Annotated in this window: 11 protein-coding genes, 1 tRNA gene and 1 pseudogene; 2 read left to right on the top strand and 11 right to left on the bottom strand. The window is 65.3% G+C overall.

Features of this window, described 5'->3' with window-relative positions:
- Positions 1-13 precede the first annotated feature (13 nt).
- Positions 14-1,009: an SPOR domain-containing protein gene (locus VWN43_RS06310; protein ID WP_320180215.1), complete on the bottom strand. Its 996-nt coding sequence runs from the start codon at positions 1,007-1,009 to the stop codon at positions 14-16.
- A complete protein-coding gene (locus tag VWN43_RS06305; RefSeq protein WP_320180216.1) occupies positions 993-2,015 on the bottom strand; it encodes a lytic murein transglycosylase in 1,023 nt (340 codons plus the stop codon). The genes VWN43_RS06310 and VWN43_RS06305 overlap by 17 nt, the downstream gene beginning before the upstream one ends.
- A 126-nt stretch (positions 2,016-2,141) precedes the next feature.
- Here VWN43_RS06305 and VWN43_RS06300 point away from each other — a divergent pair.
- Positions 2,142-2,231 (top strand) — tRNA-Ser (locus tag VWN43_RS06300).
- A gap of 10 nt (positions 2,232-2,241) precedes the next feature.
- Here the strand turns inward: VWN43_RS06300 and VWN43_RS06295 are convergent.
- The 7 genes and pseudogenes from VWN43_RS06295 to VWN43_RS06265 all read right to left on the bottom strand — a co-directional run bounded on the left by VWN43_RS06295 (position 2,242) and on the right by VWN43_RS06265 (position 8,183).
- Positions 2,242-2,424 (bottom strand): hypothetical protein, encoded by a 183-nt coding sequence (locus VWN43_RS06295; RefSeq protein ID WP_320180217.1) that lies wholly within the window; start codon positions 2,422-2,424, stop codon positions 2,242-2,244.
- Positions 2,425-2,471: 47 nt separating this feature from the next.
- Positions 2,472-3,125: an NAD-binding protein gene (locus tag VWN43_RS06290; RefSeq protein ID WP_330768583.1), complete on the bottom strand. Its 654-nt coding sequence runs from the start codon at positions 3,123-3,125 to the stop codon at positions 2,472-2,474.
- A gap of 92 nt (positions 3,126-3,217) precedes the next feature.
- Positions 3,218-4,243, bottom strand: a pseudogene (locus VWN43_RS06285) (cation:proton antiporter domain-containing protein); the annotation flags it as partial.
- A 124-nt stretch (positions 4,244-4,367) separates the two neighbouring features.
- Positions 4,368-5,783 carry a dihydrolipoyl dehydrogenase gene (gene lpdA / locus VWN43_RS06280; protein WP_320180219.1) on the bottom strand — a complete coding sequence of 472 codons (1,416 nt, stop codon included), beginning with the start codon at positions 5,781-5,783 and terminating at the stop codon, positions 4,368-4,370.
- Between the two features lie 228 nt (positions 5,784-6,011).
- The gene (locus VWN43_RS06275; RefSeq protein WP_320180220.1) at positions 6,012-6,389 is read right to left on the bottom strand and encodes an acyl-CoA thioesterase; all 378 of its coding nucleotides are present in this window, start codon (positions 6,387-6,389) and stop codon (positions 6,012-6,014) included.
- Positions 6,382-6,864: a hypothetical protein gene (locus VWN43_RS06270; RefSeq protein WP_320180221.1), complete on the bottom strand. Its 483-nt coding sequence runs from the start codon at positions 6,862-6,864 to the stop codon at positions 6,382-6,384. Before VWN43_RS06270 ends, VWN43_RS06275 begins: the two co-directional genes overlap by 8 nt.
- Entirely contained in the window at positions 6,861-8,183 is a 1,323-nt protein-coding gene (locus VWN43_RS06265; RefSeq protein WP_320180222.1) for a pyruvate dehydrogenase complex dihydrolipoamide acetyltransferase, read from the bottom strand. The genes VWN43_RS06270 and VWN43_RS06265 overlap by 4 nt, the downstream gene beginning before the upstream one ends.
- A 131-nt stretch (positions 8,184-8,314) precedes the next feature.
- Here VWN43_RS06265 and VWN43_RS06260 point away from each other — a divergent pair, with 131 nt between their 5' ends.
- A complete protein-coding gene (locus VWN43_RS06260) occupies positions 8,315-8,767 on the top strand; it encodes a universal stress protein (protein ID WP_263606834.1) in 453 nt (150 codons plus the stop codon).
- Positions 8,768-8,771: 4 nt separating this feature from the next.
- Here VWN43_RS06260 and VWN43_RS06255 read toward each other — a convergent pair whose 3' ends face one another.
- Positions 8,772-9,293, bottom strand: a complete 522-nt coding sequence (locus VWN43_RS06255) for a peroxiredoxin-like family protein (RefSeq protein ID WP_320180223.1) — start codon at positions 9,291-9,293, stop codon at positions 8,772-8,774.
- Between the two features lie 46 nt (positions 9,294-9,339).
- Positions 9,340-11,658, bottom strand: a complete 2,319-nt coding sequence (rnr, locus tag VWN43_RS06250) for a ribonuclease R (RefSeq protein ID WP_320180224.1) — start codon at positions 11,656-11,658, stop codon at positions 9,340-9,342.
- Between the last annotated feature and the right edge of the window lie 6 nt (positions 11,659-11,664).

Genomic DNA, 11,664 nt, shown 5'->3' with positions numbered 1-11,664 from the left:
GAGCCGCGGCGTATCAGTCGAGTGAACGTATTTCCGCGTCGCTATAACCGCGCTCGCGCAGCTTGGCGAGCGCCTGCTCCGCCTGTCCACGGGTGGCGAAGGGGCCAACCCGGACAAGCGCGAGATTGCCGCTGGTCTCGACATAGCCCTGGACCTCGCGCGCCAGCCGATCGGCATTGGCGCGGACCGAAAACGCCCCGAGCTGGACCGTGTAGGTCCCATCCGCGGTCACCGGGACCATCAGCGGTGCGCGCGCTGGGCCGCCCTCGACCGCCATCGGCAGTTCGGGGCGGGTAACCGCACTATCTTCGGCGGGAGCCGGCGAGCTATCGGGATCGTCCTGGGTCGGGGCCACTGCAGCTTCCTCGTCGGGGTCGAGCGTGGCGATAGCACCGGGAACCGGCGCGATGCCACTGACCTGCGCCTGCCTTGCATCGCCCAGCGGCGCCGAACCGCGTTCGGGCAAACGCCGCTTGAGCACTTCGAGCAGGCCCGCAGGCGTATCCATCCTCGGCGGTGCCTCGCCCCCGGCGCGCAGCTGCGCGCGTTGCTCTTCGGGGGGATTGACCCGGCGCATCCGTACCGGCGCACCTTCGCCAATGCCCAGCTGCGCCAAAGCCGCTTCGGAAAGCGAGACGAGGCGGTCGTTGGTCATCGGTCCGCGCCGTTCGATCCGGACGAGCACGGTGCGCCCCGTATCGAGCGCAGTGACTTCGACATAGCTGGGCAGCGGCAATGTGCGGTGCGCGCCCGTGACGCCCGCAGCGCCGGGCTCGTCGACGGTGGCATAGCCGACCTGGTCGTAATTCATCGTGTCGACGGGGGTGTAGGTGATACCGTCAACCGTGAACGGATCGCCGACCACCACCGGATAATCCTCCGCCGGTCCGTTTGCGATCGAACGCTCCACGGGACCGGAAGCAGTCTGCGCGGTGCTGGCGCAGGCGCCGAGGCTGAGCAGCGCGAGACCCGCGACCGAGGCGAACGATATCCTAATTGGCAATTTCATCGGCCAGCAGCCCTACACTCATCGCGTAATAGTTCGAGCAATTATACTCGAGGATCACCCGATAATTCGAGGTTAAGAGCCAGGCCGGTGTTCCCGGACCGTCGGGCTGGAACAGCGTGACGAGCGTATTCTCGTCGAGCGCGCGCTGGGGCTGGACGCCTAATGCGCGCCAATCGGCCACGGTCTTGTAAACACTGTGCCGCTCATGGACGCGTGAACACACCGGGGCGACAATGCGCGTGCGATGCGCAGCGACATCGAAGCCTGAGGGCAGGTAAGCGCGTACGCCCCAGGGCTGGCCGGTGCGCCACCCGGCATCGCGGAAGTAGTTTGCGATCGAGGCCAGCGCATCGGCGCCGTTGTTCATGATGTCGGCGCGCCCGTCGCCATTGCCGTCGGCGGCAAGGCGCAAATAAACCGAAGGCAGGAATTGCGGATTGCCGAAGGCGCCCGCCCAGCTGCCCTTGAGCTCGCCGCGCGAATAACCCTTGTCGGCCACTTTCATCAGCGCGACCCACTCGCTCGAGAAAAGCTCGCGGCGGCGCCCTTCCCAGGCAAGCGTTGCCAAGGCCTGCGACAGGTCGAACCCGCCCTTCACCGCGCCATAGGCGGTTTCATGCCCCCAGATCGCGACCAGAACCTCGCTGGGGACGCCATATTCACGCTCTATCGCGCGCAAAGATCCCGACCAGCTTGCCCGCGCGTCGCGGCCGCCGCGAATGCGCGCCGCATCGACATGCGAGGCGATGTAGGGCGCGAGCGGCGGATAGCCCGTGCTGGTGGGCGCGCCGGGTTGGCCGCGGTCGAGTTCGATAACCCGGTAATTGGGTGCGAGCCCCGCGGTCATCCGCTGGAGCGTGCCCTCGCCCACCCCTTCGGCCCTGGCCCGCGCCATGAGCAGCTGGAGGTAGGCGTCGAAGCTCAAGCCCTCCTTTGCCTGGGCGGGGATGGCGGGGAGCGAAAGGGCGATGGCCCCGAGGGCAGCGAGCAAGCGTCGGAAAATCATGCGCTGATTGTCGCAGAGCGAAGCTGAACGGCAAGTGTCATTCGTCGTTTACGGGAAACCTCCCGTCCCTGTTCCTGGAAATGCGTGACAAGGCGCAGCGATTTGACTAGCTAGCGCCGCGCTCGCGGAGAGGTGGCAGAGCGGTTGAATGCACCGGTCTTGAAAACCGGCAAGGGTGCAAGCCCTTCGTGGGTTCGAATCCCACCCTCTCCGCCACGATCCCCGGTCAGTCCTTGTCGCCTGGTTTGCGGACCAGCGACTGGGCCTTGCGGTCGCCCTTCGGATAGTCCTCCGGATCGATCGATGACTGGTTCTGCAATGCCTTGTGATCCTTGATCGTCTTGCTGTCATCGGCGTCCTGCGCCGCGTCGTCCTGGGCTTGCGGGGTATCGCGTTCGGGAATGGTCATCATGGTCTCCTTTCCCCACCAACGCCCGTCATGCCGACAAGTTGCGTCTAGCGGCCTCGCGCGGCGATCTCGTCCATCGCCTCGCGCAGCTTGGGGTCCCATTCGGCCTTGAGTTCCCTGATCTTGGCGAGCAGTTCCTCGTTCTCGTAGGCAGGGATGTCGAGCCGGTAGGTATCGGCCACCTCGCGCATCGAGGTCCGGTCCATCGTCTCGAAGGCCTCGACCATGGCGATGGCAGACTGGCGATCGAAGCCCAGCGCCTCATAGACCGAGCGGCCCATCCGCAGGCTGCTGTCGTAGGTTTCGCGGACGATGTCGCGGCAGCCCATCGCCCACAGGTGATAGACATGGTCGCGGTCCTTGGCGCGCGAGACGACGTGCAATTGCGGGAAGTTGGCGCAGGCATAGCGTACCAGCTTGTCGATCTGCTCGCGCTCGTCGAGCGCCACGACGAGGATACGCGCGCGTTCGATCCCCGCGCTGGCGAGCAGGTCGGGCCGGGTGGCGTCGCCGTAATAGGTCGAGACCCGAACTTCTTCAGGACCTCGAGATGCTCGCTGTTGTAGTCGATCACCGTGACGCGGTGGCCCGAGGCATCGAGCATCCGGTCGACAATCCCGCCGACCCGCCCGCGCCCGGCGATGATGATCGGGTTGTCCTCGTCGATCGCATCGGCCTCGCGGTCGCCCTGCCCCGCGCAATAGGCATGCGCGATCAGCTTGTCATAGGCGATGAACAACAGCGGGGTGACGAGCATGGTCAACGCGACGATGAGCAAGAGCTGGGCCGCGAACTCGGGGGCGAAGACCGCATTGGCGACGCCGAAGGCGATCAGCACGAAGGCGAACTCGCCCGCTTGCGGGAGGCTGAGGCAGAACAGCCACAGCGCCTGATGCCGCAGCCCGTAGAGCCAGCCCACGACCAGCAGCACCCCCATCTTGGCGGCGATGGTGACCGCGGCCCAGAACAGCACCGAATCCCAGATCGTCGCGGCGAGGCCGAAGTCGATCCCCGCCCCCACGGTGATGAAGAACAGGCCCAGCAGCAGTCCCTTGAACGGGTTGATATCGCTTTCGAGCTCGTGCCGGTACTCGCTGGTCGCGAGCACCACGCCGGCGATAAAGGCACCGAGCGCGGGCGACAGGCCGACCAGCGACATCAGCAGCGCGATCCCGATCACCACCACCAGCGCGGCGGCGGTGAACAGCTCGCGCAGATTGGCGCGCGCGATGTAGCGGAACAGCGGGCGGATCGCGAAGATGCCGATGGCGATCACCGCCGCCACCGCGCCTACGCGCGTTACCGCCGCTACCCAGATCGACATGGGCGCGGTGAGGTCGATCCCGCCATGCGCCCCGCCCTCGCCGTGACTTGTGGCCAGTGACGCAAGCTCGGGCAGCGCGAGCAGCGGTACCAGCGCGAGGATCGGGATGACCGCGACATCCTGGACCAGCAGCACCGAGAAGCTGGCCTCGCCGCCCTGCGTGCGCATCAGCCCCTTCTCGGTCAGCGTCTGGACGATGATCGCGGTCGAGCTGAGCGCGAGGACCATGCCGACCGCCAGCGCGGTCTGCCAGGGTTGGTCGGCGAGCAGCGCGATACCGGTCAGCACCAGCGTGGTCAGCACCACCTGCCCGCCGCCGAGCCCGGCGAGCTTGCCGCGCATCGCCCACAGCCGCTTGGGTTCCATCTCGAGCCCGATGATGAACAGCATCATCACCACGCCGAATTCGGCGAACACCTGCAGCGCCTCGACATCGACCGACAGCGCGGCGAGCAGTGGTGCTATCGCCATGCCTGCAAGCAGGTAGCCGAGCACCGAGCCAAGCCCGAGGCGGGTGGCCAGCGGCACCGCGAGGACCCCGGCCAGGAGGATCAGGAAAGCCAGGATCAGGAAACCGGTCACGCTGTCATCCCCCTCGCGCCGCGGCGCGTGTCAGGCCTCAGATATGAAGCGCGCGGCCATAGCTCGCAAGCACGCTCTCATGCATCGATTCGCTGATCGTGGGATGCGGGAACACCGTCTGCATCAGCTCGGCCTCGGTGGTCTCGAGCGTCTTGCCCACGACGAAGCCCTGGATCATCTCGGTGACCTCGGCGCCGATCATATGCGCGCCGAGCAGTTCGCCGGTCTTCGCATCGAACACGGTCTTCACGAAGCCCTCGGCCTCGCCCAGCGCGATCGCCTTGCCATTGCCGATGAAGGGGAAGGTGCCCGCCTTCACTTCCCGGCCCGCTTCCTTTGCCTTGGCCTCGGTCAGCCCGACGCTGGCGATCTGCGGGCGGCAATAGGTGCAGCCCGGGATGTTGGCGCGGTCGAGCGGGTGCGGGTGGACGTCCTTGTTGCCGAGTTCCTTCGCAATCGCCTCGGCGGTGGTGACGCCTTCGTGGCTCGCCTTGTGCGCCAGCCACGGCCCCGGTGTGCAGTCACCGATCGCCCACAGACCCTTCGATTTGGTGCGCCCGTAATCGTCGATCTGGATGAAACCGCGGTCCATTTCGGCCAGCTTTTCCAGCCCGACATTTTCGGTGTTGGGGACTATGCCGATCGCGGTGATGCAATGGCTGAATTCGGTCTCGCTTATCTTGCCCTTGCTGTCCTTGATCTTGGCGGTCACGCCCTTGGCAGTAACCTTGAGGTCCTCGACCCCCGCGCCGGTCATGATCGTCATGCCCTGCTTGGTGAGGCTCTTCTCGAGGAAGGCCGAGACCTCCGCATCCTCGACCGGCACCACGCGGTCGAGCATTTCGACCACGGTCACATCGACGCCCATGTCGTTGTAGAAGCTGGCGAACTCGATCCCGATCGCGCCGCTGCCGATCACCAGCAGCTTCTTCGGCATTTCCTTGGGCGTCATCGCGTGGCGGTAGGTCCACACGCGTTCGCCGTCCGCCGGAGCGAAGGGCAGGTCGCGTGCGCGCGCGCCGGTGGCGACGATCACATGCTTGGCGGTGAGCTTCTCCTCGCCCTTGTCGCCCTTCACGGTGAGGCTGGTGGGGCCGGTCAGCGTGCCCTCGCCCATACGCACCGCGATCTTGTTCTTCTTCATCAGGTGCGTGACGCCCTGGTTGAGCTGCTTGGCGACCCCGCGGCTGCGCTTGACCACCGCCTCGAGATCGGCCTCGATCGCGCCTGCGATCTTGAGCCCGTAATCCTTGGCATGCTGCGCATAATGCAGGATCTCGGCCGAACGCAGCAGCGCCTTGGTCGGGATGCAGCCCCAGTTGAGGCAGATCCCGCCGAGCAGTTCGCGCTCGACGATGGCGGTCTTGAGCCCCAGCTGCGCGCAGCGGATGGCCGCGACATAGCCGCCGGGGCCGCTGCCGAGCACGATGACGTCGTATTTGGTGTCAGCCATGATTCGTCTCTGTAGTCTCTCGTTTGGTCGCAGACATGGACCGGGTGTTACACGGTCCAAGCGAAGAAAATCCGGGTCGCGCGGGACCGCGAATTGCGGCGGTCCGGAGCGGGAAATGCGTGCGGGTCATGCGGCTGCGTATCGCATGGACCCGGGCCTGTAGGACAGCGCTCATAGCCCCTCTCCCCTTGCGGGAGAGGGTCGGGAGAGGGGGCTGCGACATTCCTATCAAGCCCACCGCTCCGCCACCGCGCGCGGGCGGTCGTTTTCGTCGAGCAGGACGAATTTGAACGTGCCTTGCGCGACCTTGGTTTCGGCTTCGCCATTACGCTCGCGCCCGATCGCTTCGGCAGTGATGGTGAGCGAGGTGGTGCCGGTCGCGGCGATATCGCAATAGACCGACAGCTCGTCGCCCACCTGCATCGCGCCGGGAAATGCGAAATCACTTGCCGAGACGACCACCGCCTTGCCCTTCCCCTCGCGGCTCGCGAGCGACCCGGCGCCGAGCGCCATCTGGCTCATCAACCACCCGCCGAACACCCCGCCATAGGGGTTGAGGTCGGTGGGCATGGCGGTGACGCGGATTAGGGGGAAGCGGTCAGTCATGCTCGCGACGGCTCCTCACCTCATCATTCCGCTCCCTCAAACTCTCGAGATATGGATCGCTCTCGACCGCATTTTTTGCCCTCAAGAAGAAGAAGGCGCCATGAAATGCGATGGCGATTATCCAAAAAAAGATCACCACGTGACGATAAAATTCCAGAGGGTCTTCACAACCGGATCGCGACCTGCACCTAGGCGAGTCTGGCCATAACCAAAACTGAAGGACGACAGCAGCCAAAAGCAACGCCAACTTCCACTCGATTCTTTCAACAATCAGCGAGATGCTGAGCGCGACTAAAGCCGAAGCAGAAGTCAGAATGCCGATGGGAATGAGAACCGGCGAGGCAAACAAATACCAGATCAGGTCTTGAGACCTAACGGAACTTAGAGAACCGCTAAAATACGCGAACTCGGCTACTACCAACAGAAAGCCAAGAACAATTGCAGTAGCAGCCCGGCTGGAGATCGAGTCGATCAAACCACCAGCCCCATCGGGTTCTCGCACAGTTGCTGGAAGGCTTCCATCAGTCGCGCGCCGTCGGCGCCGTCGATGGCGCGGTGGTCGAAGCTGCCGGTGGCGCTCATCACCGTGGCAACGCCGAGCGCGCCGTCGATCACATGCGGGCGCTGCTCGCCTGCGCCGACCGCGAGGATCATCGCCTGCGGCGGGTTGATCACCGCGTCGAACTGCTTGGTGCCGAACATGCCGAGGTTGGACAGGCTGGCGGTGCCGCCCTGGTATTCCTGCGGCTGCAGCTTGTTGTCCTTCGCCTTGGCCGCCAGCTCCTTCATCTCGGTGCTGATCTGCGCGAGGCCCTTCCTGCCCGCATCGCGGATAATCGGGGTGATCAGGCCCGAGGGCGCGGCGACGGCGACCGAGATGTCCTCGCGCGAATACTGGTACAGCTCGTTGCCCTGGAAGCTGACATTACATGCCGGAACGCGCTGGAGCGCGCGGGCGAGCGCCTTGATCAGCAGATCGTTGACCGAGAGCTTCACGCCATCGGTTTCGAGGCTGGCATTGAGCTGCTTGCGCAGGTCGAGCAGCGCATCGAGCCGCACGTCGACGGTGAGGTAGATATGCGGGATCGTCTGCTTGGCCTCGGTCAGGCGGCGCGCGATGACCTTGCGGACATTGTTGAGCTTGGATGCTTCGTAGGGCGCATCGAGATCGCCGCCGAGCGTCGCGGGCCTGGGCGGCGCGCTGGCCGCGGGCGCGGACGCTTCGGCCTTGGCGGGGGCCGCCCCGGCTTCGAGCCCTTCGACATCGGCCTTGATGATCCGGCCGCGCGGGCCGGAGCCGGTCACGTCCGCAAGATCCACGCCCTTCTGTTCGGCGATCCGGCGCGCGAGCGGTGAGGCGATGATGCGGTCCTTGCCCGTCGCCCCAGCGGAAGCTGGGGTCGCTTTCGGTTGCGCGGTGTGGGTAGCGGTCCCAGCTTGCGCTGGGACGACGTCCTTTTCTTTCGGCTGAGCGGGGATGGTTTCCGGCTCGCTTTCCGCTTCGCTCTTCGTATCCGCGGGCGCCGCAGCGGCCGCTTCGTCGAGATCCTCGCCCTCTTCGGCGAGCATCGCGATCACGGTGCCGACCTTCACCCCTTCGCTGCCTTCCTCGACCGCAATGCTGGCGATCGTGCCTTCATCGACGGCCTCGAATTCCATCGTCGCCTTGTCGGTTTCGATCTCGGCCATGATGTCGCCGGCCTCGACCTTGTCCCCCGGCTTGACCAGCCATTTGGCGAGCGTGCCCTCCTCCATGGTGGGCGACAGGGCGGGCATCTTGATCGGCGTGGGCATGGTCTGACGTTACGTCCTCGCTGGGGAGAGAGTTGTGCCGCGACCTCTGCCGAAGATGCCCCTGCGCTGCAAGGTCCTTGCGCAGAATACGAATTTACGGGTAACCCGCGCGCAAGGATCGGGGAGCAATTATGCGCACATACCTTGTCGTGATGGACGAGACCGAGGAGGCCAAGCAGGCGCTGCGGTTTGCCTCGCTGCGCGCGCAGAAGACCGGCGGATCGGTGCATATCCTCGCGCTCGTGCCGCAGCAGACCTTCAACGCCTTCGGCGGGGTCCAGGCGACTATCGAACAGGAGGCGCGCGAACGCGCCGAGGTGATGGCCAATTCCGCCGCGGGCAACATCTTTGCCGAAAGCGGCAAGATGCCCACCATCGCGGTGCGACCGGGATCACCTGCCGATGTCATCCGGAAATATATCGACGAGCACGGCAATATCGCCGCGCTGGTGCTGGCGACGCATGCCGAGGGCGGCTCGGGCCCGCTGGTGACGCATTTCGCAGCGCATGCGGGGCAATTGCCCTGCCCGCTCTATCTCGTCCCCGGCGGGCTCAGCCGCGAAGAGATCGACCGCCTCGCCTGAGCGATCAGGTCAGCGTGCCGCGGGTGGGATAATCCTTGTCCAGCGTGAAGCTGATACCGCTGAGCAGGTCATCGAGATCGGGCCGCGTGAATGGCGCGTTCTGGACCACGGCGAAATGCAGCGTGCCATCGGGCTTGACCAGGAACAGTCCCGGTTCGGAGAAGATGTCGGGTTCTTCGCTGCCCTCCCGCTTTTCGCTGATGTAGAGGCCCCATTCGCGGGCCTTTTCCTCGCTCAGCGAATGCGCCAGCGGGACCTCGCCCGTGTCCCATTCCTCATGGCTGACCGCGGCGCGTTCGGGGCTGTCCATCGACACTGCGAAGACGTTGATGCCCTTGTCGGTGAACTGGTCGAGCTTGCCGCTCAGTTCGGTGAGGTACTTCTTGCAGATCGGGCAATGCTTGCCGCGGTAGAACACCAGCAGGGTGAACGCCTCGGGCTGCTGCTTCGACAGTTCGAAGCGCGCATCGATGGTCAGCGGCAGGTCGAGATCGGGGACGCTCTGGCCGGGGATAAGCTGGGTCATGAAGGCTCCTTCACCAACCCAATGAGCCGCCCCCCGGCGTGTTCCGTTACTTCTTCTTGCGCCCCTGATGGCGGATGTTCCCCGGGCGCCCGCGCTTGCCTGCGGGGTGCGACTGGCGCGGGGCACCCTGGCCCTTCTTCGGACCCTTGTTCTGGTGCGTCCGCTTCTTTTCCGGGGCGCGGTTGCCGCGCGGTTCGATCCCCGCGCCATCGCTGTCGGGCACTTCGAACTTGAGCGCGCCGGTCAGCGCATTGGCTTCGGCGAGCTTGAGCTTGAGCCGGTCGCCGACGGCATATTCGGTGCCGCTGCGTTCGCCGACGAGCTTGCGCGCGCCTTCGTCATAGCTGAAATATTCGCGCCCCAGCGTGCTGACCGGGACCAGCCCGTCGCCGCCGAGCTGCTCGATCGTGGCGAAGAAGCCGAAGCCCTGCACCCCGGTGATGCGCGTGTCGAAGGTCTCGCCCACGCGGCCCGAGAGCCAGGCCGCGACATAGCGGTCGATCGTGTCGCGTTCGGCCTCCATCGCGCGGCGTTCGGTCTGGCTGATCGCGTCGGTGATCTGGTGCAGCGCGGTTTTGTCACGGTCGGACAGGCCCGAGCCTTCGGGCAGGTCGACCTTTGGTTTGGGCTGTTCGAGCTTGTAGGCATCGACCAGCGCGCGGTGCACCAGCAGGTCGGCATACCGCCGGATCGGCGAGGTGAAATGCGCATAGCTGCCGAGCGAGAGGCCGAAGTGGCCCGCATTCTGCGGCCCGTAAAACGCCTGCGTCTGGCTGCGCAGCACCGCTTCCATGATGAGCGCTTTTTCCGCCGGCTCGGAAATGTCCTTGAGCATGCGGTTGAACAGGCCCGGCGTGATCACCTGGCCCAGCGCGAACTTCTTGCCCTGCGTGGCGAGATATTCGCGGAAGGCGAGCAATTTCTCGCGGCTCGGCTGTTCGTGGACGCGGTAGACCACCGGCGCGGCCTTGGCCTCGAGCGCCTTGGCCGCCGCGACATTTGCAGCGATCATGAAATCCTCGACCACGCGGTGCGCGTCGAGCCGTTCGCGGATCGCGATCTCCTCGATCACGCCCTCGTCATTGAGGCGGACCTGCCGTTCGGGCAGTTCGAGATCGAGCGGGTCGCGTGCCTGCCGCGCCTTGAACAGCAGCTTCCACGCGCCCCACAGGTTCTGCAGATATTCGGGCGCGTCGCCCGCATCGATCGCGGCCTGCGCGTCCTCATAGGCGATGTTCTTCGCCAGCCGGACGATGGCGCGGGTAAAGCGCCAGTCGCTGACCTTGCCGTCCTTGTCGATGCTTATGTGGCAGGCCATCGCGGCGCGGTCGACATCCTGCTTGAGGCTGCAGACATCGGCGCTGAGCACTTCGGGAAGCATCGGCACGACGCGGTCGGGGAAATAGACCGAATTGCCGCGCTTGCGCGCCTCGCGGTCCAGCTCGCCGCCGGGGCGCACGTAGTAGCTGACATCGGCGATCGCGATGATCGCGCGGTAACCGCCCTTCCCGTCAGGCTCGGCCCAGATGGCATCGTCATGGTCGCGCGCATCGGCGGGATCGATCGCGACGATGGGGACGTTGCGCAAATCCTCGCGGTGATCGGGCGAGAGCGGCAGGTCGACCGCGCGCTCGGCCTCGGCGATGGTTTCGCTCGGGAAGACATGCGGGATGCCATGCTTAGCGATGGCGATCAGGCTGAATGCCTTGGGTGCCAACGGGTCGCCGATCACCTCGACCACCTTGACCTTCGCGCGGGCGGATTTGCCCATGCGTTCGGCCAGCACCAGCTCGCCTGCCTCCGCCTCGCCCAGATCGCCGATCGGCGCACTTTCGCGTACGCGCTTGTCGACCGGAGCGAGCCATGGCTTGCCCGCGCCATCGAATTCGACGACGCCCATCATGCCTTCGGTGCGCGCGGGAAGCTTCTTCATCGGCGTCGCGCGCCAGCCGTCATCGGTTTCCTCGTTGCGCGCGAGGATCCGGTCGCCGCGCTTCAGCGCAGCCATCTTGGTCGTTTCGCGCACCACCAGCCGCGGCGGCTTTTCCTTGCTGTCGGGGGCCCAGTTCTCGGGCTCGGCAATTACTTCGCCATCCTCGATCGCGACGACCTTGAGCACGGTCACCTTGGGCACGCCGCCCATCCGGTGATAGGCAGTGCGCTTGCCGTCGATGAGGCCTTCCTCGGCCATGTCCTTGAGACGCTTTTTCAGCGTGATCTTTTCCTGACCCTTGAGCCCGAAGGCCTTGGCGATTTCGCGCTTGCCAGCGGGCGTGTCGGAGGTCTGGATGAATTCGAGTATCTGTTCTTTCGACGGCATCCCCTGACGCCGCCGGTTCGTGTTCTGTTTTGTCATGCGCGCCATATGGGG

Origin of the sequence: Qipengyuania sp. HL-TH1, from assembly GCF_036365825.1 — a bacterium.
GTDB classification, from domain to species: domain Bacteria; phylum Pseudomonadota; class Alphaproteobacteria; order Sphingomonadales; family Sphingomonadaceae; genus Qipengyuania; species Qipengyuania profunda.
This window is presented reverse-complemented; position numbering and strand designations above follow the sequence as displayed.